We start from the raw sequence: 23,406 nt of genomic DNA on the forward strand, positions 1-23,406 counted from the left end.
TCCAAACGTGGTTACTCCCCTAATTCCCGTTTGAGATCGTCCGGCAAATCGAAATCCTCCTCCTCTTCTTCGTCCTCACGTTTACGGCCCGGCAACGCTTCCAAATCATCCCGATGACGAAGTTTTTTATCGTCTACCGTTCGGTTCAGGAATTCGTTGATCTTGTCGATGGGCAGAGACATATTCAGCTCGCCAAAGTTATTAATCGTAATATCCAGACCTTCCAAGTCTTTATGAACTCTCGGCTTTTCGGGTTGAACGGGCTTTTTTGGTGATTTCTTAGCCATGGCTTTTATGTTTTGAGTTTTGCGTGTCGGGTTTAGCGTTCAGATACGTACCTTGGATCGGATCTTTCTTTCTTTTTTTAGTGTTCAGTCTAACTTTTTCGACTTTTTGCCAAAAAGGATGGGCCAACTCCAAACGCTAAACCCAAAACTCCGAACGCTACAGGACTTTTGTTAATCGGTTGATGACTTCTGCTTTGCCCATGATTTCCATGGAAAGCATCAGATCTGGCCCAGCGGCAGCTCCGGTCAGTACCACCCGAAGGGGTTGCATAACTTTACCCAGTTTGATGCCTTTCTCATCGGTCACCTTATGCAAGGCTTCCTTAGCCGTTTCGGCGGTGAAGGGTTCAACGGCGGGCAGAGCTTCGGCGTAAGCCTGGACCACTCCGGCCACATCCGCGTTCCACTTACTGTTCATCACCTGCTCATCGTACTGCGTAGGAGCTTCGAAAAGAAATTTCGACTGCTCGACGATTTCCTGGGGAAACGTGACGCGGTCCTTCAACAAATGCACGATGCTCTGTACTTGTTCCGCTGTAGAAGCAGGGAATGACGCTTTCAGTAATTCGGCTATCGAATCATCCGAACGTTGCCGCAGATACTGCTGATTAAACCACTTGGCTTTCGCAATATCGAAACGGGCTCCGGCTTTGTGAATTTTATCCAGACTGAACGCCGTAATCAGTTCGTCCATCGTAAACATCTCCTGTTCGGTACCAGGGTTCCAGCCCAAAAAGGCTAAGAAGTTCACGACAGCCTCAGATAGGTACCCATCCTCGCGAAAACCGCGGGCCACGGTACCCGTTGCCGGATCTTTCCATTCGAGCGGGAATACCGGAAAACCGCCCAGATCCGCGTCACGTTTCGACAACTTGCCATTGCCTTCGGGTTTCAGCAACAGCGGCAAGTGAGCAAACTCAGGACGTTCCCAGCCAAAAGACTGGTATAATAATACGTGTAAAGGAGCCGAGGGCAGCCACTCTTCCCCGCGAATGACGTGCGTAATGCCCATCAAATGGTCATCCACCACGTTCGCCAGGTGGTACGTCGGCATACCGTCGGCTTTGAGTAAAACTTTATCATCGATCTGGGACGAATGCACGTTTACCCATTCCCGAATCAGGTCTTTAAAGCGAATTTCTTCTTTGGCCGGTACTTTCAGACGGATTACGTACGGCTCACCGGCGGCAATCTTCGCCTGTACTTCTTCCACGGGCAAAGTCAGCGAGTTCTTCAAACGGGTCCGCGTAATGCTGTTGTATTGAAAAGCCGAACCCTGTTTTTCAAACGTCTGCCGCATTTCGTCGAGTTCTTCCGGCGTATCGAAGGCGTAGTAGGCCTTGTCCGTAGCCACGAGCGTTTCGGCAAAGTCGCGGTACATGTGTTTCCGTTCCGACTGACGATAGGGTTCGTGGGGACCGCCCACGCCGATGCCTTCATCGATGGTGATACCCACCCAGGCCAAGGCTTCGAGGATGTAATTTTCAGCTCCGGGTACAAAGCGGTTTTGATCCGTATCTTCAATGCGAAGGAGCATCTTTCCACCCGTCTGGCGGGCGAATAGGTAGTTATACAAAGCGGTACGAACGCCGCCAATGTGTAAGGCTCCCGTGGGACTGGGAGCAAAACGTACGCGAACTTGAGTAGACATAGTAATAGTTTCGGATGGCGGATGTACGAGCGTTCGATGCTGTCTGATCGATTCGTAACCTGGCTCCGCTCCAGTTGCTGCGACAAAGGTACTTGTTTTCCAGGCGGCGTGTTTCGTTTTTTGCGTACGATTCGCTTTTCTTCCACCAAACGATGGCTGATTTCTCTTTTTTGAATTTCCATACCCACCGTATCGAGCCCAACGAAGGGGCCGAGAGCATTTATAATGCCCATTTTTCGGAAGCAACGCCTGACGGGCAACGCATCAGTTTGGGCATTCATCCCTGGTACATCCAGGAAACAGCCATCGATTCGCAACTAGGCCTGATCGAACAGGCTCTTCAGCAAAAGCAGTTAACCGCCGTAGGAGAATGTGGTTTGGATCGATTGACGGAGGCTCCCCTTTCCCAGCAACAAGCAGTATTTGAACGGCAGTTGCTACTGGCTAATCAGTATCAGATGCCCGTCATTATTCACTGCGTACGGGCGTTCCCTGAATTGATTGCGTTGGTCAAGCGTCTGAAGCTGAAGATTCCATTGATTGTACATGGCTTCAATGCCAATGAGCAGATTGCCCAGCAACTGCTCCAGCACGATTTCTATTTTTCCCTCGGTCATGCTTTACTAAAAGAAGAATCGAACGCTTCAAAGTGTCTGAAAATGATTCCGTTAGACAGACTTTTTCTGGAAACGGATGATCAGCAACTCCCAATTGACCGTATCTTTGTGGAGGCTTCCCGGCAGCTGAATTGCTCTGTGAATGAGCTACAAAATCAAATCTGGCAGAATTTTCAGCGGATTACGGCCTGATGAAGCGGTATCCTTAAAGAGATGAGTTGGTTATCAAGAACTGAATTATTAATCGGGCCAGAAGGGCTCGATTTGTTAGCAAAGGCCCACGTTCTGGTGATTGGCCTGGGGGGTGTAGGCTCCTTCGCCGCCGAATTTATCGCCCGCTCGGGTGTGGGTGAAATGACTATCGTGGATGGTGATGTGGTAGACCCCTCTAACCGAAACCGTCAGTTACCCGCCCTGGCAACTACGCACGGACTTTCCAAGGCCGATCTCATGGCCGAACGCTTGCTGAGTATCAATCCGGAATTAAAACTGCACGTACGCAAGGATTTTCTTTCCCCCGAAGCCGCCCGCGACATTCTCAATCAGCCGTTTGATTACGTCATGGATTGCATCGACTCGATTACGCCGAAACTGACGCTGCTGGAAACGGCGTATCAGAAGGGGTATCGCATCATCAGTTCGATGGGAGCGGGTGGGAAATTTGACCCAACGCAGGTACAGGTGGCGGATCTGTTTCAGACCAAGTCCTGTACCCTCGCCTATTACGTACGCAAACGGCTGCGTCGCCTTGGCGTGCAATCGGGAATCAAGGCGGTGTACTCAACCGAACTCGTACGAGCCGAATCGCTCATGCATACCGATGGTTCGAATTTTAAACGTTCGGCGTACGGAACAATCTCCTACCTTCCCGCTACGTTCGGAGCCGTCTGTGCTTCGGTCGTCATTCGGGATTTGCTGGGCGAACCCATCGCCGATTATGAAGCCTCCCAACTGGAGGCCCGGAAGAAAGAACAGCGGAAACGGGAAGAGTTTTTCCGTCTACAAGCGAAACGGAAAGCCAAACAGGCCTTAAAAAAGTAGGGCTGGACTAAAGTCCAGCCCTACGAAAAGGGTCGAGTTTACAGCTTTTATTGGGAACGTTGGGTTTCTATTTCATAGTTTGACTAACTATTAAGCTACCGTTTCTTATCAAAAAGAGCCGGTAGCTTGATCCCTATTCGAGGCTCTCGGACTAAAGTCCGAGAGCCTCGTCCGTTCAATTAATAACCTGAATTTTGCGGGAAAGCTGAGGCACCGCCCGTGGTCCGGTCAATTTGCGTTTGCGGAATAGGCCGTAGTGTATGGAATTGCTGAATGTTAGCCGCGTCCGGATTGTACTTTTTCACCCGCTCTACTAAAACGCCCCAGCGTTTTAGGTCGTACCAGCGGAACATTTCGCCGGCTAACTCGCGTTCGCGTTCTTCCATGATGAACTCCATGGTCAAATCAGAAACTTTGATCTTCATCGCTTCCTGCTGCCCAGGCCAGGCGGCCCGTACCCGAACGACGTTGATCGCGTCGGTGGCTTCCTGCATTTTACCGAGTTTCAGGTTTGCTTCGGCCAGAATCAAGTACGTTTCTGCCAGTCGCATCACGAACCAATCGCGGCTCCCCCACTCCGCCGTTACGTCCTGCCGTAGCGGATCGAAGAATTTCTTTAACGGAGGAAACAACGTAGGTCTGTACTGGCTCGGTACCAATATTTGGTACGGTTTAGCGGCTCGTTGATCCTGTGTCCATTCCACCCCAGGAATAAAGATGGCCGTATCTCCCGCCGCGAACGTAACTTTCGTTTTCGAGTTGTCGAACACGTTGGTAAACGTACCCGGATTATTCGCATACCAAGTGTCCTTGAACGTTTTCTTATACCGCGAATCTTTGTTACGGTCCGCCGGATTAAAGACTACGTTCAACATATAATTCGTCGGCATATACCGTTTCCAGGGCCGACCGTTGGCCAAATCCCGCTTCATCCCCGCCTGTACATCGTACTCATTCCCGAAAAACAAGTGGGTTTGATTCCCATTGTAAATTGTTCCCGTGTTGCTGGAGCTAGGCCCAATGTCCGTCAAGGCATCATTCGTGTACTGAACGGCAAAAATGATTTCACTATTGACCTGATTCGCCTGATCGTAAACACTGGCAAAGTCGTTTAACAAGGCGTACGAGTAGTTTTTCGTCACATTCTGAGCGTAGGTCGCAGCCTTGGTGTAATCATCCGCCGCCGCCGCTTCGGAGGTGGCTTTGGTCAGATAAACCCGGGCGAGCAAGTGTTCGCAAGCTCCCTTTGTAGCCCGACCGTAATCGGACGTAGTGGTAGGCAACTGCGTTACAGCCGCTTCCAAATCAGCCGTGATCGCCGCATAAATGTCCTTAACCGGAGCCCGGTTAAAGTCTTTTTTCGCTTCTAGGTTTCCCGTTAGCGTTAAAGCAACCGGCCCCCAGTTTTGTACCAATAGGAAGTAATGATGAGCCCGTAGAAACCGTAACTCAGCGATCCGTGTGTTTTTACTGGCATCCGCCAAACCAGCCACCTGACCTGCATTGGCTTTATCGATGAGGATGTTCATCGTATTGATCGCCACATAGAGGTTGTTCCATAAATCCCTCAACAAGTCGACATTGGAGCCAAACTGGGTGGTGTACTGATTCATGTACTTATAACTACCGTCCGCTCCCATGGTGTACGTATCGGTACCGAATACGGTCAGGTTCGTACCAATTTCACGACCGTAGTAATCCCGTAACGATGCATACGCTGCCCGAACACCGGCTTCAAAACCCGCTGATGTATCGTAATACTCCGCTCCTACAGATGAAATGGCTTTTTCATCAAGCAGGTTACTGCACGATTGCCCCGTCAGCATCAGACTGGCAATTAGAAGAGAATACACTATTTTTTTCATGAATATTTTCCGTTGAAACCGAAATCGGTGTTTTCAATCGTTGGCTAAAATTTCGCGTTGATACCGAAGATGAATTGTCGAGCGGAAGGCGTTTGGCTTTCGGTTACACTATCCACCGTTTCGTTATCAATTCCTTTGTACTTCGACCGATATTCCGAGAAAATGAAGGGTTGCTGAGCCGCTATATAGGCCCGCAGACTACTCATTCCGAGCTTCTTCGCAATACCTTCCGTGAAATTGTAACCCAGGTTAATATTCCGGACTTTCAGGAATGTACCGCTGAAGTAACGTAAGGTACTGGAATAGATAGGCGACTCCTGATTCTGGTTCGGACGAGGGAAATCGTTAGTTGGGTTATTCGGGGTCCAATAATTAATGTTCAGGTTATTGTAGCGACCCGCCAGCGTATTGAAGGTCTGGTGGAAGGCACTCGTGATAGTGCTCCCTACGCGGGCATACAGGAAGAACGACAGATCAAGTCCTTTGAAGCTAAAGCGGTTTGTCATACCCGCCGTAAACTTGGGAATCTGCGAACCAATGATCATCCGGTCGTGGTCCGCGTCAATTTTTCCGTCGTTGTTCACATCAAGCAATTTTACTTCCCCTACGTTCTGACCGTATTTTTTAGCCAGTTCCTGCTCATCCGTCTGCCAGATACCCACTTTCTTGTAGTCGTAAATGGCCGTAATGGGTTGTCCAATAAAACGGGCATTTCCAATATCATCCACTTTACCGTTGAACAATTCGCGAATCTGCTCTTTGTTTTTCGTGAATTGTAAATCCGTGGACCAGCGGAAGCCATTCGCGGCATCGATGTTGATCGTCGACAGCGTAATTTCCAAACCCTGGTTACGAGTTTTACCCACGTTCCGCAGTACGCTTCCATACCCGCTCGTGAAGGGTAACTGATCGGAAAGTAATAAATCCTTCGTATCAGCCTGATACACTTCGATAGAACCGGCCAGTCTTCCCCGGAAGAAGCTATAATCTAAACCAACGTTAGCCGTCGTCGTGGTCTCCCAACGTAAGTTCGGATTTCCGATCACATTAGGACGATAACCGTACGCCCCGATGGTATTCCAGGCGTATACTGTACGGGATAGCAATGTCTGCGTCTGATACGGGTCAATAGCCGTATTACCAATGGAACCCCAGCTACCCCGAAGTTTCAACTGATCCAGCCAGCTTACGCCTTTCAGGAATGCCTCGTTGCTCATGTTCCAGCCCAGGGCCAACGAAGGGAAAAAGCCGTATTTGTTATTTTTACCAAACCGCGAAGATCCATCGTACCGGCCCGTCAAGGTCAACAGATATCGATCATTGTAGCTGTAGTTAACGCGGGTCATGAATGATTGTAAGGTCCACTGCGTCAGTCCCGTACCTACGCCCGCAATCGTCGAGGCTTGACCCAGACTGTAGAATTCCTGGGTAGAAGCGGGAATACCATTCACGTTGATCCGAGCCGTTTCGTAGTTGTCCCGCTGAATGGAGTGCAGAGCCGTAATGTTCAGATCATGTACTTCGCGGAATTGTTTTTGATACGTCAGGATGTTTTCAAGCGTGTAGTTAAATCCTTGCGAGTAATCGGTCATACCGCGAGGATCACCACCCCGACGGTCATTGGTAAACGTACCCCAGAAACGACCAAAGCGGCGGTTGGTGAAATCCGGTCCGAAATTGAGTCGGTACTTGAGTCCGTCTACGATATTCCATTCCCCGTAGAGGCTGTTGAAAATGCGGATCGTTTTCGTTTCGGCGATGTTGGCTCCGGGTACCACTTCTGCTGCCGGGTTTGACTGCAATCCATCCGAGGTAGGTAGAAAAATCAGGTTGCCGTTGTCATCGTAGGGTTTTCCCAGCGGATTTTCCCGTAAGGTTAATCCCAGCGGGTTAAAACCATTACCACCACCCGGATAGAACGTATCATTCCCATTCCCAACGCTGTATACGGCGAAAGTCGACGTACCTACTTTAATGCGTTTGGTAATCTGGTGGTCCAGATTGACCCGGAAGGAGTACCGCGTAAAATCCTGCGTTTTGATGATCCCTTTGTCCTGGAAGAAGTTACCCGAAATAGCAAACTGCGTTTTTTCACTACCGCCTTGTACACCTAACTGGTGACTCTGAATTTGCCCCGTACGGAAGATATACGACTGGTAATCAGTCGTACGATTGTTAGCGATACCATCCAATTCTACGGCTTCGAAGAGTTTGCTGTCCGCAGCGGGATCTGAATCACTGTATCGACCAACGGCCCGACGAGATTCGCGTTTGTACTCGGCGAATTCAGCCCCGTTCATGACATCAATTTTACCCAGTACTTGTGAAATACCGTAATAGCCATCGTAGCTCACGATCGTTTTGCCGGTAGTACCCCGACGGGTCGTGACGATCACAACGCCGTTGGCTCCCCGAGATCCGTAGATAGCGGTTGCTGAGGCATCTTTCAGTACCTCCATCGACTGAATATCGTTCGGGTTCAGATCGTCAATACCACCCGCCAATGGAATTCCATCAACTACGTACAAAGGATCATTAGAAGCGTTGATCGAGCGACGCCCGCGAATCCGTACGGTAACGCCCGCTCCGGGTCTACTACCCGATTGTACGACATCAACCCCGGCGGCCCGGCCCTGTAAGGCCTGCCGGGCGTTCGTAATAGGCAATTCAGCGATTTCTTTGGAACTTACAGAAGAAATGGCTCCCGTTAACTGGCTCTTTTTTTGAGTTCCGTAGCCAACGACTACGACTTCCGACAATTCAGCCGACGAAGACGGAATAACTAATTCCAGTGAGTTTTGATTGCCCACGGGGAATTCCCGCGTAAGATAACCTACGGAAGAAACCACCAGCGTAGCATTTTCGGGTACGCTTAAGGTAAAGCGACCTTCGGCATTTGTTACGGCTCCCCGCGTAGTTCCTTTGACTGAAACGCTGGCTCCGGGAATGGGTTGCGTATCATCTCCGGTAACTCGACCACTGATGGGGCGATCCTGAGCAAATACATTCCAACCAAGTCCGAGCAAAAATAGACTTAGTAATAGGTTCTTCATACAAGGGTAGAGGTTATCGTTTAAGTTAGTCTGATAGATTACATCGCTAAAATGACCTCTTTTGTCTCTACAAACCCTTATTTTTTAAACTTTTCAAAGAAAAAATTTAATATAAGTACTTATTAAATAAAATAATGATTTAAATAATACAATACAAAAGGCCCTAATCAAGTAGATTAGGGCCTTTTGTATTGTAAAAATATAACTTGGAAGAAGTATTTAATTTACTAGAAGTCAGTGGTTTATTAGCCTTTCATCCATCGTACCAGAGCAATTTCGGTAAATAAAAAAATTAAAGCAGCGATGATGAACCACTTCCAGAGGTCTTTTCCCACGTGTTGTTCTTTATAGGCCGAAGCAACATCTGCTTTATTCACGTTATCGAATACCTGTACATTTTTACGATCTTTAAAAATGGCTCGTAACTCATCCGGCGTGTACACCTGCATTTGCGATTCTTCATGGCCGTGGTTAAGGGCCAGCAAACGTACCAGCTGATTATTCAGCCGCAATTCGTAATAGCCTGATTCCAGGGCTGTACTACTTTGGCTCGACTGCGGTAATTCCAGATGCATTTGTGTACCAATCATCCGCTGTACTGGAATAAGTTCCAGTTTGTCTTTACGCAATTGGTACACTGCATTCTTAGGGCTACCCGTTACATCGAGTATGAGATCTTTCGATTCAAAGGAATAAGCAATGGGCTCTTGGCGTACACTTAAAGCAGCAATCTTGTAAAAAATGGGGAGGAACAACGCATGCTGAGCAAAATCACCGTACGTTGCTTCCAAGGGTGCCGCTAAGACATACACCCGCCCTTCACCGGATTTTGAGGAAGTCAGAAAGGGCTCGCCGGATTTAAAACTCAATAACTTATCGCCTACGGCTTGCCAGGACCATACAGCTGTGGCCGCTGGCATCGTTACTTGTTCCTTGCGAGTGGTCTCATCAAAAATGTCGCTAAAGAACGGATTTTGCCGGGAAGGCTCCGCCAGAAAAGTAGGTAACGAAGGCTGCCCCTGGATTGAAGCTATATTCTGAATACCCACTCCATTCAGCCAGGAACTATTACTAACCCGAGCGGGTGGGATGATGACCAAACTTCCGCCCCCCTGTACAAAGCGTTGTAACTCGGTCAGTAAGCTTCCTTCCACCCGATCCACCCCTTCGAGTACGATGACGTTGGCAGCCTGAAATTTCCCAACGTCGACATTACTTACTGAAAAATTCTGTTGCTGAAAGAGGCTATCATTCGCAAAAACATTCGCAACAAAATTGCCTGATTTCTGACCATACACCTGAACCACGTTGATACGGGGAGCCGCATTGAGCACGAAGTAGTAATCATTGTCAAACAGTACCGGGGAATCCTCGAAGGTAATCTGACCCCGTTTGAAACCCTTTCCGCGTACGGTAAAATTGAACGTAGTCTGCACGTAGTTTTCAGCGGGAATCGAGACAATTTGCGTAGCTACTTGCGTTTCATCGAGTAACAGTTTAATGCCCAGATTTTCAACCGGCTTCGTGCCTGAATTACGAAGGCGTACGGTTACTACGTTGGACTGCATTTCCCGAATAAAGGGTGTATTCAACCACAGCGTATCTACAAAGACGTTTTGGGTAGCGGTTCCCTGCACAGGTACCAAAAAAAGCTGGGTACTGGAATCGGGTACTAACTTCTGTAAATCCCCCGTCGTTGATTTCTGAAAGTCTGAAAACCAAAACAATTGATTTTTACCGGTACTATGGGCGGAGGCTAGTTGCTGTTGCCGTCGGTATACGCTTTCGAGCGAGCGACCCGCTGAAGCAAAATCAACGGAAGCCAATCGGTCCCGTAACTTCTGACTTCCCTGCAAGGCGTGTTCTTCCGCCCCAAACGTATTGGTAATCAGTTGTAAGGTGGGAGCATTCGGAAAATTTCCCAGTAATTCCTCCACTTTGGTAGCGGCTACATCGAGCAAACGACGATTGTCCACTAAGTTTTGCATCGATAGCGAGTTATCCAGGTAAATGCTGGTAACGCCATCCCGGCTCACGCCCGTCGTTTGGCTGGCAGGAATAAAGGGTTGGGCAAAAGCCAGAGCCAAACAAACCAATGCCAATATACGAGCCGCCATAATCAGCCAGTGCTTCAGGCGTCGAAAGCTACTGGTGGTCGTATTAATCTGTTTAAGGAAGCTGACGTTGGTGAAATACACTCGTTTGACTCGCCGGAAATTAAATAGGTGAATCAGTACCGGAATAGCGGCGGCCAAGAGTCCCCAAAGAAAAGCAGGATACAAAAACTGCATAAATACGACGTGTCAGCTATGGAAGGCGATCGGGCAGGATGCTTCCGTGAAATGTTAGGTCCCCAGAGTCGGATTCCTGAAATAACTAAAAATATAGCGTATAAACGAAAAAGCCTTCACCCAAGTTGGATGAAGGCTTTTATTTTGTTACTAGTTTTCAGTTGTTTGTTTTCGTTGACCGAAGATTTTTGACGAGTCCTCTGACCACTTACAACCCTCAACTATTGCTTATAACTTCCGTTTTACTTCCTGCATTTCGAAGCATTCGATGGTATCGCCTACTTCCAGGTCGTTGAAGTTTTTGATGCTCAGACCACATTCATAACCAAATTTCACTTCGGATACGTCGTCTTTGAAACGTTTCAGGGCCTGAATCTCTCCTTCGTGGATCACGATGAAGTCGCGGATTACGCGGATTTTGTTGTTCCGTTTCACCGTACCTTCGGTTACATAGCAACCCGCAACGGTACCGATTTTGGAAATCCGGAATACTTCGCGAATGTCGATGTTGGCCGTAACCACTTCCTGGAATTCGGGTTCCAGCAGACCTTCCATGGCTTTCTTGATGTCCTCGATTGCCTGGTAGATGATGGAGTAATTCCGAATTTCGATTTGTTCCTGATCGGCTAAACGACGAGCGTTGAGCGAAGGACGAACCTGGAAGGCTACGACTACGGCATCCCCGGCAGAGGCTAACATCACGTCGGATTCAGTTACCTGACCTACGCCCTTATGGATGATGTTAACATTAACTTCAGCCGTCGAAAGTTTAAGCAGCGAATCGGAAAGTGCTTCCACAGAACCATCCACGTCCCCTTTAACGATGACGTTAAGCTCTTTGAAGTTTCCAATCGCTTTCCGACGACCAATCTCTTCCAGCGTAATGTGCTTACGGGTACGGAGGGATTGTTCACGCAGTAATTGCTCCCGTTTGTTCGCAATTTCGCGGGCGTCACGCTCCGTTTCCATCATATTCACTTTATCACCAGCCGTGGGAGCACCGCTCAAACCTAAGACCTGTACAGGTGTAGAAGGCCCTACCGATTTGACGCGTTGGCCTTTGTCGTCGAACATGGCCTTCACTTTACCGAAGAACGGTCCAGCCAGCATGACATCACCCACACTCATCGTACCATTTTGTACCAGAATGTTTGCAACATAACCGCGACCTTTATCCAAGGAAGCTTCGACTACCGTACCTACGCCACGTTTGTTAGGATTGGCTTTCAGATCAAGTAACTCGGCTTCGAGCAATACTTTTTCCAGCAATTCATCAATACCTAAACCGCTTTTCGAAGAGATTTCCTGGGTTTGGAAACGTCCACCCCACTCTTCGACCAGGATATTCATTTGCGACAGGCCTTCACGGATTTTCTCCGTATTGGCACCGGGCTTATCTACTTTCGAGAAAGCAAATACCATCGGTACACCCGCATTCTGGGCGTGGTTGATGGCTTCCCGGGTTTGGGGCATCACGCTGTCGTCCGCTGCAATTACGATAATGGCAACGTCCGTCAGTTTAGCTCCCCGAGCACGCATGGCCGTAAAGGCTTCGTGACCTGGGGTATCCAAGAACGCGATTTCGCGACCGTCGTTTGTTTTTACTTTATACGAACCAATGTGCTGGGTAATACCACCGGCTTCACCCGAAGCAACTTTCGTTTTACGAATATAATCCAGTAAGGAGGTCTTACCGTGGTCAACGTGACCCATGATCGTAACTACCGGAGCACGAGGTACTAAGCTTTCCGGAGCGTCTTCTTCTTCAATCAGAGCTGATTCAACCTCTTCTTCGGCAGAGATGAATTGAACATCGAATCCAAATTCATCCGCAATGATGGCGATGGCTTCTGCATCGAGACGTTGGTTGATGGATACGAACATACCCATGTTCATACACGTCTGAATGATGTCGTTGATCGAAACGTCCATCAAGGATGCCAAGTCGCTGGCCGATACGAATTCGGTTACCTTCAGGATTTTTTCCTGTTCGAGTTCGTGCTGTTCGGCTTCCTCCCGGCGGCGAGCCCGATCCTGGCGACGTTCCCGACGACGATCTGCACCAAAGTTTTGCTTTTTGGCACCACCACCGCCCATCTGGGCCATCGTGTTCTTTACATTATCGCGTACTTCCGTTTTCGAAGGCTCATCGCGACGGTTACCACCCCGGTTATTATTATTCCGGTTGTTATTGTTGCGATTGTTGTTGTTATTATTACCTCCGCCCTGGTTGTTGTTCTGAGACTGGTTATTGTTCGCAGCGTTGTTGTTATTGTTGTTGCGATCCTGTCCCTGATTCCGATCCTGGTTATTGGAATTCTGATTCCCCTGATTTCCGCCCTGACGATTTTGGTTATTATTCTGGCGGTTATTAGGTTCGTTGCTGTTCGCGTTATTAGCGTTAGAGCGAGCCTGATTACGGTCCTGCTCTACAGGCTTAATACGCTTGCGTTTCTTTTTCTCGTTGTTCGAATTACCGCCACGGTTATTATTACCGCGGTTATCCTGTTTCGTTGGTAATTCGATTTTACCCAGCACGGTCAACCCTTTTAATCGATCGGCTTTTGCTTCAATCAATTCGGGCGGTGTGGCGGGAGGTGTTTCTGTCTTCACTTCCGGTTTTGGCTCTGGCTTTGGTTCTTGTTTGGTTTCTGGCCTTTGCTTCTGAAAATCTTTACGCTCGTTTGGTCCACCAAAACGAGGGTTTTGCGGTGGAGTACCGGCCGAGTTATTGGTTCGCTCGGGCGTTTGAGCTTTCTTTTCAGGCTCCTGCTTAGCAGCAGAGGCAGGCTCTACCACCGTAGCCACCGGGGGCGTTGCTACAACAGTAGGTTCAGGCTTTATTTCAGCGACAGGTTGAGGAGTTACTACGGGCTGTGGAGCTGGCGTTTCCACCTTCGCTTCCACTTTAGGTTCCGGTTTAACGGGCTCTGCCACGACGGGTTTTTCAACCACAGGCTCGGGGGCAGCAGCAGGTACTACCGGTTTCTCAGCTACGGGCTGGGGTTTCGGCTCCTCGGGTTTTACGTCCGGTGCCTTTTCTGCCGCGGGTGTTTCCACCTTGGGTGCAGGAGGTAGGGCTGGTGCCGCAGGTTCCGCGGGTGAAGCTGCCGGAACAACGGGTTTACCCGTGCTCAGGTCAATCTTACCCAGCACTTTTAATCCTTGTAACCGAGGTTCTTCTTTGGCTGGCTCCTGAGGCTTCGTTTCTTCAACTACAGGAGTAGCGGCCGCTTCTTCCGACTTCTGACGGAAATACAGGGGCAAATCATCATCAGCCTTAGGACGAGCCGTCGCGGCGGGTTCAGCTGGCTTAGGTCCTTCTTTCAGCAAGTCAGGAGCACTAAATTCTTTTGCCAATACTTGGAGTTGTTCTCCCGTCAGTTTGGTATTGGGATTGTTGTCAATTTTAAATCCTTTGGCCGATAGTCGATCCACAATGGTTCCCATGCCCACGTTGATCTTTCGTGCCGCCACATTTAAACGCATTGTTTGGATCTCTTCTGCCATGTTACTGTCTGAATTCGTCAAAACGAGTGGTTTATAAGTAAGAGTTTAGGGTGTTTTGAATACGGTATAGTGCGTAACGGATCTTGTTCAGATGGTTACGCACTATATATCCCATAGCTCGTAACCGTTAAACCTCCGTTTGCATTAATCGAATTCCTGTCGCAGAATGTCCAGTACTTCATCGATGGTTTCTTCCTCCAGCTCCGTCCGGCGTACCAAGTCTTCCTTACCCATGGCAAGAACGCTCTTGGCCGTATCGAGACCTACGCGGTGGAACTCATCAATGACCCACTGTTCAATTTCGTCGGAAAACTCGTTCAGTTCTACGTCGTCGTCGTCCACGGGCCCTTCGGTTTCACGGAAGACGTCGATTTCCATCCCTACTAATTTTCCTGCCAGCTTAATATTCTGACCACCTTTTCCGATAGCCAGTGAAATCTGATCGGGCTTAAGCCAGGCCGATACCCGCTTGTCATCCTTGTGAATGCTCATGCGGCTAATCTTGGCTGGACTTAAGGCCCGGGCAATCAACAACTCGATATTATCCGTAAAATTAATCACGTCAATATTCTCATTGTTCATTTCCCGTACAATCGTATGAATCCGACTACCTTTCATCCCTACGCAAGCACCTACGGGATCAATCCTGTCGTCGTAAGATTCTACGGCAACCTTGGCCCGCTCGCCCGGTTCACGTACCACGCGGCGTACCATGATCAATCCATCGGTTACTTCAGGAATTTCCTGCTCAAACAAACGTTCCAGGAATACTGGGGACGTCCGAGAAAGCGTGATTTTCGGAGTACCGTTGTTCATTTCTACTTTGTGAATCACGGCCTTGGTCGAATCGCCTTTCTTAAAGCGATCCCGGGGAATCTGCTGATCACGGGGCAAACTTAATTCATTTCCCTGAGCATCCAGACAGATAATCTCCCGTCCTAATACCTGATACACTTCTACCGTCAGCAACTCTCCTACCTGATCTTTGTAACGATAATAGAGCAATTCCTTCTCCATATCCTTTACTTTCTGAATCAGGGTTTGGCGAGCCGTTTGTACGACCCGACGACCAAAATCTTCCAGTTTTACTTCTTCCACTACTTCTTCGCCTACCTCAAAATCCTTTTCGATTTTTTTAGCGTCAGCCAGCGGAATTTTATCGTAATCCCAAATATCTTCTGAATCATCATCCACGATTTCACGGGTCCGGAACATTTCCAAATCCCCGTTATCAGGGTTGATAATTACGTCAAAGTTCTCGTCAGTACCGTATTTCTTACGAATCATGGTCCGGAAGACATCTTCCAGAATTTTGATCATCGTCGGACGGTCAATGTTCTTCTCTCTCGCAAAATCGGCGAAGGAAGCAATCAGTTCTGCACTGTTCATCGGTTCGTCATTGGTTTTGTTGTTTTCCAGCCCACTGTTCCGGCTACTTGCGGAGTTAGGCTTTGCCTCGTCAGCTAAAAACGCCCGGTTACGCGATCATTTAAATGAAACCAGCACTTGTGCCTTCTTAATTTCGGAATAAGGTATTACGAGGTCTACCGAAGGTTCCTTTTTGGTTCCATCCGTAGTCAGGGTGATGGTGGAATCGGTTACCGCATTAAGTGTACCCATCTTCTCTCCACCATCCAAGAACTGAACTCGTAGCTTACGACCGGCGTTGCGTTGGTATTGACGGGTTTGCGTAAGTGGAAAATCGACACCAGGAGAGGATACTTCTAATGTATAAGCGTTTTCAAACAAATTCAGTTCCTCTAACTGCCGGCCCAATTCCCGACTCAATGCGGCACATTCGTCAATACTAATTCCGGCATCGCTGTCCAGTAAAATAGTCACTTTCGATTTAATACGGGACTCACTTACCTGTATATCTACCAGAAAATAACTTTCATCGGGCAGTAAGGCCGTAGCCAGCTCTGTTATTTTTGCCTTCAAATTCATAGGACTCTTCAAGAGTTGCGTTGAAAATTAACGATAAATCCTTACTAATCAACGACTACTGCTTTATAGGATTTTTCCTTACGGTCTATAAACAAAGAAGAGGAGTTTGCTGCCCCTCTTCATTCCGTTAAAATCCGATGCAAAATAAAGCTTTTTTTCCGTAATAAACAATATCCCTGTATGTCCAGGCTTGAGTATTTCCGTAATAAGATCGCTTGCTTGGGGGAAATGAAACAATTTTGCGTTTTTTACGGAATCAACCCCATACCTATCTAGTAACAAATGGCTTCCCGACACCCCACTGAAGGATTTTTTACCAAATTACTGGCTCTGGGTACTTACGCCTTATGTGCCTTTTTATTGATCGGCTATCTCTTAGGTTATACCCTGTGGTGGACCCACTGGCTTACCGGATTCTGGCTCATTGGCATGCCTGAGGTGATGGTTCTGGTCGCGTTTTTAACGCTTTTCTGGTTTTTCAAAAAGGTAAGTCGAGCCTGGTTTCCCCTGTTGGTTCTACTCCTGGGCTGGCCTTTCTGGCAGCGGACCATCGGCTTCTCAGCTCAACCAACCGCCACGTCGAAAAGTCATAAAACACTGTCGGTCACAACGTTTAATACGACGTTTTTTAACGCTTCTACCTATTGGACTACCAAAGATTCTAGGCCCGCCCGAACCATGCTCACCTGGCTTCAGCATAGTGACTCGGATGTGCTTTGTCTACAAGAATATTATAATCAGGAAAATGCTAGTTACCCAAACGACTTTAAATCGACGGCTCTTTTGCAAAAGGCTGGATTTACCTATAAAGCCGTATTAAAAAATCTGAGCTGGTACGAAGGCGAGGCCCGCACGGGCGAGACCGGCTATTTAGGTCCCGTACTATTTTCTAAATATCCTATTATTGATCAGGATTCCCGGGTTTTTGAAAATGCGGGAGGTCATAACGGTTACGTACGTGCGGATATCAGAAAAGGGAATGATACGCTCCGGGTCATTAGCCTCCACTTGTATTCTATGGGGGTACGCGTTGGAAAGGTCGTCAAAGCCCCTAATTCGAAATCGGCTAAAGCCGAAACGCGAAGTATTCTTCACCAATTGAAAGCCGGTTTTATCGCTCATAACGAAGAAATTGACGAGATACTCAAAGAAGTAAAGAATAGTCCGTATCCCGTTATTCTTTGCGGCGATTACAATGAAGTGCCCACGGGTATCGCCTACGGGAAAACCCGTCAGTACCTTAAAAATAGCTTTGAAGAAGCCGGAAACGGGTTTGGTTTTACGCTCAACCGTAGTCCTTGGTTGATTCGTATCGATAATCAGTTTCACAGTAATCATTTTAAAGTACTGCGTCATCAGGTGCATCGCGAGGTTAAGGGGTCCGATCACTTTCCGGTGCAAGTACTTTACCAATATTAGAGTGCTATTCAATGGAAAGGCCCGGCTGATGGATCAGCCGGGCCTTTCGCTTAGAGCGAATGGGATTAGCTTCCCTTTTTCACTAACTTATATTCAATATTGGGATAGCCCCGTTCGCCGCCGTCCGTTGAGGTATAGTTAATGAACTTCAGTTTATACACGTTGCCGGCAGCATCTTTAATGACGTAGAAACGATCCGTTTTCACACCGGCCGGCGTTCCGTTCGGTCCGGCCGAGGTACGCCAGTTACCTCCAATTACGTTACGATCGCTTTTGAAAGGCGTAGCCGCCACGTTGCTTTCGGCGTAAGCGTCATAGCTAGTGGTGCTGGTCAGGATTTCAGCGGCCTGCACACCCGCCAGGCTGTTGATTTGTACAAAGTCAGCGTATGGATACGGAATCGTTTCGGTGGCTTTATACGTCGTCAGTCCCCAAACGATGTCCCAACTGGCTTTCGCGGGTTCTCCTGCTACCACTTTACCCTGCGGCAGCGAAACGTAGCTGAAATTAACGTTTCCATCTTTGGTTACATCCAGCGTTTTAAACGTGGTTTCTGTAATGCGGGCATACTGTACAGTGTAGCCCGTTCCCTTGCGTAAAATCCGGATTTTATACCAGGGTTTCTGACCCGTACCCGATGCTCCCGGGTTCAGGATGTATACAGGGTTGTTAGCGTCCGTTGCTGAGATTTCCTTGATGGCCGTCTTGGTTAAGTCACCGTCCACATTATCAATAATATCGAACGTTCCCTGACCCTGCCCCAAAATCAGCGTGTTTGCCAGAGCTACCGTATCCGCTGCCGTCACCTGAGCCAGATCCGTTTTCGTAAGGGCTTTTACGGCCGCTCCCGTCGTCGCATTGATGATTACGCGGAAGTCGCTTCCTCCAAAAAAGCCTAATTCCCAGCTGTTCCGGGCAATGGCCGTTTGGCTATTGCTGCTGAAATCCACGAATACCGAGTTCAAAGCACTCGATCCGCCAGCCCCACCATTGAGTTTCAGGGCAGAACCGCTGGAAATAATGGAAGAGAACTTCAGTTTTTCCTTGGCCGTTTGTCCGACCACGAGCCCCGTACCGACGGATTTGATCGTGAAATCAATCGTTTCCGAACCATTGAGTACGATGTTGGCCGCCTTGGTTACTTTGAATGAAGTCGTCTTAGTGTTAGCTGGAACAGTCAGCGTAAGTGTATTATTTGTGGCCGCAGGTGTCGTCGTAAAGTGTGTACCGTAGGTAACCCCCGTGGGTGCCAGTTCGACGGTAACATTAGTGGCCGCTGTCACCGTACGGTCCAGATTTACTTTCACCTCTAACTCGGTCTGATTCGCCGTAAATCCGACTTCACTGGCTTCAAATTGTACCGTATTGTCGGGTAGCGGCGGATCATCGTCGGTACAGGCTGGCACAAGGGCCGTTAGGCTTAACAGCAGAAAAATAGAGCGTAGTTTTTGCGTACTCATGGATTTGCTTGATTGGGTTATTGGGAAAGGAATTAGTGTTGACTCCAGTTGAAGGTTAAACCCAAGAAATACGAACGTCCGTAACTCATCGGAATCGGACCATTGGTACTGTGGGCACTGCCGCTCTCGGTAGCCGTATTGTTTAATCGGGTTACGTTGAGCAGATTTTTTACGCCGCCCTGTAAGGTTAGGACTTTGAATACGGGTTGAGACAACGACAAATCAAGCCAGTGGTAGTCCGCCGTTTCGGCAAGTTGGGTCTGTAAATCAGCCGTCGTTTGATATGAAGTGCGTTTGCCGGCGTATTTATAGAAAAGGTTGATCTGCGTACGCGATGGCTTGACGGTATAGATGACATTGGCATTGATTTCCGAAGACCAGACAAATTCCGGCAAATCCCGAGAGCTTGACAATTGATTAAAGCGTCCAATGTAGGAATACCCAAAATTGGTTTTAAGATCCTTCCACTGCAGCACATTATTGAGGGTCAGACCCGTCGTTTTGAAGCGATCAATGTTGACGGTACGCATGATTTTGGGGTCGGTTGGGTCGTTTCCGTACCCGATCAGATCATGAAAATCGTTGTAAAAGCCCGTAAGCGTTGAACTCAGATATACGGTTTTCTCCTGCAAGGCCAGCCAGGATAAGGACCCATTGAAACTGTTGGAGTACTCGGCTTTTAAATTAGGATTGCCTGCAATGGAGTGACTCGCATCGAAGAAACTGAAGTATAGTTCCCGCAACGCCGGCGAACGAAAACCCCGGGCGTACGCGAGTCGTACATCGAGTTTTTTCGTCAGTGAAAACTTGGTATTTAACGAAGGAATAACGGGCGGGGCATCATAAGCCGAATTTCGAATAAAGCGTAAGCCAGGACGCAGCACCAGGCCAGAGACGGGCCGGATTTCGGATGAAACGTACAGGGCCATATCCGTAATGGAAGGCGTTCCGCTGATCCGGGCTCCACTGGCGTGATCGCGGTTCAGTTCCAAACCGGGTTGTAGCGATACGGCAGATGAAAGTTTGTACTGGGCCGTCGTCCGGAACATCACATTTTCGAAACGCGAAAGATCCTGCTGGCCCTGATCCGTCGAAAGCGTCCGGCGACCGGTATTCAAATCAATAACCGTCGATTGGGTGCGACGACTGTAGTCCGTATACGCGGCTACCGCATTCAGACTAAACCGATCATTCGCTTTCCACTCGGCCTGCCCCTGATGCATCAGTCGACGGGTAATGAAATTCTGATCCAGAGCCCGATTGGTATTGGTATTGACCGCTCCTAATGCATTGATTTTTTCGTGTAGTCCATCGAGCCGATACCGAATGTTGAAAGTTTTCCCCGTGTAACCTACGATGCCATTTCCCAAGCCCTGAGCCTTTCCGTGCCAGTCCTGCGTACGGGTAGCCGAGTACCCCTGCCAGCCGCCAAAATCATTACGGGTTCCGCCCGCCGATACAAACCAGCCTTTTTTCTGCCAAGTCAGGTTAGCACTTTCGATGTGAGAGCCTTTGCCGGTAAAAGGAGCATACTCCTCCCCTACGCTTTCTTCCTGTACACGGGCCATGACGGAAAGTCGTTCGGCACCGGGTTTCTTCGTGATGATATTGATAACGCCCGCCAGAGCATCCGATCCGTATGAAACGGACATGGGCCCTTCCACAATTTCAATGCGGGCGATGGTATTAATGTCGATCTGGTTGAGGCTTTCGCGGGTATCACCGCGGTCAAGCATGGGTACGCCGTCGAGCAGAATTTTTACGTTGCGGCCCGCCATGCCCATGAGTTGAATGTCAGAGGTTCCCAGAGCGGGATCATTGGAAAAGCGAATGCCTAATTCCGTATTCAATACGCCCACCAGTGAGGTCGCGGCCCGAGCCTGAATGCGTTCCAGTTCAATCGTCCGTACCTGAAAAACGGATTGTCGTAGGGACTGCGGTTCAAACTGACCCGTAACGACTACTTCCTGAAAATCCTTGTTTTCACTCCGAAGCTGAATATTCAGGGTCGTGGTTTCATTTTCCTTTACGTACAGGGCAAGTTCCTGACTACTCATTCCTACCCGACTCACCCGAATCTGGTACGTACCCGCTTTTAGTTCTTTAAAGCGATAGATACCCTGTTGATCCGATGCTACCCCATAGGTTGTGCCTTTGATCACTAACGAAGCAGCTTCTACGCCTTCTCCCTGTTCATCCGTCACTTTGCCCATAACCTGACCCGTTTGAGCCCATAATAAACTCGTAATCAAGCTAAAAGCCAGTGCGACACTAATGGTTCGAAGGACAGCCACGGGGTAATTCTGTTTCGTTATATTTATTTAGATTTAATCTAATTAATCACAAAGGTAAAAATGATTCGGAACCCGCAAGCCTTTCCCCGAAAATTTTGATGGGCTTTAAAACAAAAAGACCGCCCGAAGGCAGTCTCAATAATTCATAAACTTTCTATCAGAAGATGCGGGCCGTAAAAAGCCTGTCACTCCTTCTTTTTTCAGGTTTGCCTAGGGATGGGCCTCCAGCCATTCCTCGCCGTTTTCGTAGATTTCTTTCTTCCAGATGGGTACCACCTGTTTTAAGGTATCAATCAACCAACGGCAGGCTTCAAAGGCATCATTCCGGTGCGGCGTCGAAACAGCAATGACTACGGCCACATCACCGATCGACAGGACGCCTTTGCGGTGTACCATCGCCACTTTTTCGACGGGCCAGCGACGCGAGGCCTCTTCCGCCAGTTCTTTCATTTTCTTAACGGCCATCGAGTCAAACGTCTCGAATTCCAGTCGTACCACGTCTTTGGACTGGTTGTGATTCCGAACCGTTCCAATAAAAACGTCCACCGCTCCGGCTCGTTCGGCTTGTACCGCGTCGATACAGGCAGCAATGTCAATGGGCTGATCCGTGACAGCAATCATACGTAAAAGTTTGGTTGAAAATTAACCGCCACTCACGGGCGGAATCAGGGCAATTTCATCCCGTTCGCTCAAGGGTGTTTCGGCCTCGGCATATTCTTCATTGACGGCTACGAGCAACGACTTCAGCTCAGCCAGTTCCGGATAGCTCGTTCGTACGGACTCCAGCAGTTGTTGTACCCGGGCTCCGGGGGGCAACTGCACGACGTATCGCGACTGCCCAATGATATCACGGGTGATTCCGTACAGATGAATTGTTAATTCCATTCTTCAAAGTTGATAAAGCTTGCGGAACAAGTGTTCAAATTTTTCGTTTATTTGTTTATCATGCCAATTGATCGCCCACAAATCTATGACAATCACGGACGGCCCATCCAGTATCTGCGATTGGCCGTTACGGATCGCTGTAACCTTCGCTGCTTTTACTGCATGCCCGAAGAAGGCATTGCGTATCTGCCGAAGAAGCAATTGCTAACCTACGAAGAAATGCTTCGCATCACGTCGGTGTTGGCAGGACTGGGCGTACGGAAAGTGCGTATTACCGGGGGAGAACCTTTCGTACGGCATCAACTCCCTAATTTTCTGTACCAGCTCGCCGATATTGAGGGCATTGACGAAATCGCGATTACGACGAATGGTGTTTTAACGCAGAAATACATTCCCGATTTGAAGAAAATCGGTGTCAAAACCATCAATTTAAGTCTGGATTCGCTGGATCGGCAGCGGTTTTATGAAATTACGCGGCGGGATGAATTTCCCAAAGTGGAAGCCTGTCTTTACGAACTGCTCGACGCCGGTTTTGAAGTGAAGCTGAATGCGGTAGTGATGGAAGGCCGTAATATTGAAGATCTCATTCCGCTGGCACGACTTACGGAAAAATATCCGGTATCCGTACGTTTCATTGAAGAGATGCCCTTTAATGGGGAAGGTTCGCATTACCCTACCCTTCACTGGACGTACCGCCGGATTTTGGAACACTTACAAACGGAATTCCCCGACATTCAAAAGCAAATCGATCCGCTTAACTCTACTGCTTATCATTACCAGATTCCCGGTTTTCTGGGAAGTATTGGCATCATTGCCGCCTTCTCAAGGACCTTCTGCGGCACGTGCAACCGCATTCGGATGACTGCTCAAGGTACGCTCAAAACCTGCCTGTACGACGATGGAGTTCTAAACGTTCGGGATTTAATCCGCAGCGGAATCAGCGACGAAGCCTTACAACAGGAATTCATCCGCGTCTTCCAGAAACGACCGAAAGATGGCTACGAAGCCGAAAACAACCGACAATCGCTGGTACATGAATCCATGACGACAATCGGTGGATAAACGATTTTACCAACAAAAACGACC

General features: G+C 48.6%; 16 protein-coding genes. 4 read left to right on the forward strand and 12 right to left on the reverse strand.

Features of this window, described 5'->3' with window-relative positions; translation table 11 throughout:
- Nucleotides 1-11: 11 nt before the first annotated feature.
- Together C5O19_RS12925 and gltX are read right to left on the reverse strand one after the other, a co-directional pair.
- Entirely contained in the window at nucleotides 12-287 is a 276-nt protein-coding gene (locus C5O19_RS12925) for a hypothetical protein (protein ID WP_102200994.1), read from the reverse strand.
- Between the two features lie 157 nt (nucleotides 288-444).
- Nucleotides 445-1,938, reverse strand: a complete 1,494-nt coding sequence (gene gltX, locus C5O19_RS12930; RefSeq protein ID WP_104712814.1) for a glutamate--tRNA ligase — start codon at nucleotides 1,936-1,938, stop codon at nucleotides 445-447.
- Nucleotides 1,939-2,090: 152 nt separating this feature from the next.
- Between gltX and C5O19_RS12935 the strand changes: the two genes are divergently transcribed.
- On the forward strand, nucleotides 2,091-2,747 hold the full coding sequence (locus C5O19_RS12935) for a TatD family hydrolase (protein ID WP_104712816.1): 657 nt from the start codon (nucleotides 2,091-2,093) through the stop codon (nucleotides 2,745-2,747).
- Between the two features lie 21 nt (nucleotides 2,748-2,768).
- The gene (locus C5O19_RS12940; RefSeq protein ID WP_094809464.1) at nucleotides 2,769-3,596 is read left to right on the forward strand and encodes a tRNA threonylcarbamoyladenosine dehydratase; all 828 of its coding nucleotides are present in this window, start codon (nucleotides 2,769-2,771) and stop codon (nucleotides 3,594-3,596) included.
- Nucleotides 3,597-3,775: 179 nt separating this feature from the next.
- Here C5O19_RS12940 and C5O19_RS12945 read toward each other — a convergent pair whose 3' ends face one another.
- From C5O19_RS12945 to C5O19_RS12970, 6 genes are all read right to left on the reverse strand, one after another.
- The gene (locus C5O19_RS12945; RefSeq protein ID WP_104712818.1) at nucleotides 3,776-5,461 is read right to left on the reverse strand and encodes a RagB/SusD family nutrient uptake outer membrane protein; all 1,686 of its coding nucleotides are present in this window, start codon (nucleotides 5,459-5,461) and stop codon (nucleotides 3,776-3,778) included.
- Between the two features lie 44 nt (nucleotides 5,462-5,505).
- Nucleotides 5,506-8,514 carry a SusC/RagA family TonB-linked outer membrane protein gene (locus C5O19_RS12950; protein ID WP_104712820.1) on the reverse strand — a complete coding sequence of 1,003 codons (3,009 nt, stop codon included), beginning with the start codon at nucleotides 8,512-8,514 and terminating at the stop codon, nucleotides 5,506-5,508.
- A gap of 245 nt (nucleotides 8,515-8,759) precedes the next feature.
- A complete protein-coding gene (locus tag C5O19_RS12955; protein ID WP_104712823.1) occupies nucleotides 8,760-10,805 on the reverse strand; it encodes a BatA domain-containing protein in 2,046 nt (681 codons plus the stop codon).
- 228 nt (nucleotides 10,806-11,033) lie between these two features.
- Entirely contained in the window at nucleotides 11,034-14,294 is a 3,261-nt protein-coding gene (infB, locus tag C5O19_RS12960) for a translation initiation factor IF-2 (RefSeq protein WP_394341775.1), read from the reverse strand.
- A gap of 165 nt (nucleotides 14,295-14,459) precedes the next feature.
- Nucleotides 14,460-15,704, reverse strand: coding sequence for a transcription termination factor NusA (gene nusA / locus C5O19_RS12965; protein WP_094809456.1), 1,245 nt, complete (start codon nucleotides 15,702-15,704; stop codon nucleotides 14,460-14,462).
- A gap of 96 nt (nucleotides 15,705-15,800) precedes the next feature.
- Nucleotides 15,801-16,262, reverse strand: a complete 462-nt coding sequence (locus C5O19_RS12970) for a ribosome maturation factor RimP (RefSeq protein ID WP_104712827.1) — start codon at nucleotides 16,260-16,262, stop codon at nucleotides 15,801-15,803.
- Between the two features lie 282 nt (nucleotides 16,263-16,544).
- Between C5O19_RS12970 and C5O19_RS12980 the strand changes: the two genes are divergently transcribed.
- Nucleotides 16,545-17,681 carry an endonuclease/exonuclease/phosphatase family protein gene (locus C5O19_RS12980; RefSeq protein ID WP_104712831.1) on the forward strand — a complete coding sequence of 379 codons (1,137 nt, stop codon included), beginning with the start codon at nucleotides 16,545-16,547 and terminating at the stop codon, nucleotides 17,679-17,681.
- Between the two features lie 65 nt (nucleotides 17,682-17,746).
- Here C5O19_RS12980 and C5O19_RS12985 read toward each other — a convergent pair whose 3' ends face one another.
- The 4 genes from C5O19_RS12985 to C5O19_RS13000 all read right to left on the reverse strand — a co-directional run bounded on the left by C5O19_RS12985 (nucleotide 17,747) and on the right by C5O19_RS13000 (nucleotide 22,320).
- On the reverse strand, nucleotides 17,747-19,141 hold the full coding sequence (locus C5O19_RS12985; protein WP_104712834.1) for an HmuY family protein: 1,395 nt from the start codon (nucleotides 19,139-19,141) through the stop codon (nucleotides 17,747-17,749).
- Nucleotides 19,142-19,173: 32 nt separating this feature from the next.
- Complete coding sequence (locus C5O19_RS12990; protein ID WP_133163356.1) at nucleotides 19,174-21,435, reverse strand: TonB-dependent receptor; 2,262 nt, start codon at nucleotides 21,433-21,435, stop codon at nucleotides 19,174-19,176.
- A gap of 210 nt (nucleotides 21,436-21,645) precedes the next feature.
- Nucleotides 21,646-22,056, reverse strand: coding sequence for a molybdenum cofactor biosynthesis protein MoaE (locus C5O19_RS12995; RefSeq protein WP_104712837.1), 411 nt, complete (start codon nucleotides 22,054-22,056; stop codon nucleotides 21,646-21,648).
- Between the two features lie 21 nt (nucleotides 22,057-22,077).
- Nucleotides 22,078-22,320 (reverse strand): MoaD/ThiS family protein, encoded by a 243-nt coding sequence (locus tag C5O19_RS13000; RefSeq protein ID WP_102201002.1) that lies wholly within the window; start codon nucleotides 22,318-22,320, stop codon nucleotides 22,078-22,080.
- 60 nt (nucleotides 22,321-22,380) lie between these two features.
- Between C5O19_RS13000 and moaA the strand changes: the two genes are divergently transcribed.
- Complete coding sequence (gene moaA, locus C5O19_RS13005) at nucleotides 22,381-23,382, forward strand: GTP 3',8-cyclase MoaA (protein ID WP_104712839.1); 1,002 nt, start codon at nucleotides 22,381-22,383, stop codon at nucleotides 23,380-23,382.
- Nucleotides 23,383-23,406: the final 24 nt, after the last annotated feature.

Source organism: Siphonobacter curvatus (assembly GCF_002943425.1).
GTDB lineage: Bacteria > Bacteroidota > Bacteroidia > Cytophagales > Spirosomataceae > Siphonobacter > Siphonobacter curvatus.

Coding starts and splice junctions, on each gene's coding strand:
- C5O19_RS12925 (WP_102200994.1), bottom strand. CDS start 287: ATGGCTAAGAAATCACCAAAAAAGCCCGTTCAACCCGAAAAGCCGAGA.
- gltX (WP_104712814.1), bottom strand. CDS start 1,938: ATGTCTACTCAAGTTCGCGTACGTTTTGCTCCCAGTCCCACGGGAGCC.
- C5O19_RS12935 (WP_104712816.1), top strand. CDS start 2,091: ATGGCTGATTTCTCTTTTTTGAATTTCCATACCCACCGTATCGAGCCC.
- C5O19_RS12940 (WP_094809464.1), top strand. CDS start 2,769: ATGAGTTGGTTATCAAGAACTGAATTATTAATCGGGCCAGAAGGGCTC.
- C5O19_RS12945 (WP_104712818.1), bottom strand. CDS start 5,461: ATGAAAAAAATAGTGTATTCTCTTCTAATTGCCAGTCTGATGCTGACG.
- C5O19_RS12950 (WP_104712820.1), bottom strand. CDS start 8,514: ATGAAGAACCTATTACTAAGTCTATTTTTGCTCGGACTTGGTTGGAAT.
- C5O19_RS12955 (WP_104712823.1), bottom strand. CDS start 10,805: ATGCAGTTTTTGTATCCTGCTTTTCTTTGGGGACTCTTGGCCGCCGCT.
- infB (WP_394341775.1), bottom strand. CDS start 14,294: ATGCGTTTAAATGTGGCGGCACGAAAGATCAACGTGGGCATGGGAACC.
- nusA (WP_094809456.1), bottom strand. CDS start 15,704: ATGAACAGTGCAGAACTGATTGCTTCCTTCGCCGATTTTGCGAGAGAG.
- C5O19_RS12970 (WP_104712827.1), bottom strand. CDS start 16,262: ATGAATTTGAAGGCAAAAATAACAGAGCTGGCTACGGCCTTACTGCCC.
- C5O19_RS12980 (WP_104712831.1), top strand. CDS start 16,545: ATGGCTTCCCGACACCCCACTGAAGGATTTTTTACCAAATTACTGGCT.
- C5O19_RS12985 (WP_104712834.1), bottom strand. CDS start 19,141: ATGAGTACGCAAAAACTACGCTCTATTTTTCTGCTGTTAAGCCTAACG.
- C5O19_RS12995 (WP_104712837.1), bottom strand. CDS start 22,056: ATGATTGCTGTCACGGATCAGCCCATTGACATTGCTGCCTGTATCGAC.
- C5O19_RS13000 (WP_102201002.1), bottom strand. CDS start 22,320: ATGGAATTAACAATTCATCTGTACGGAATCACCCGTGATATCATTGGG.
- moaA (WP_104712839.1), top strand. CDS start 22,381: ATGCCAATTGATCGCCCACAAATCTATGACAATCACGGACGGCCCATC.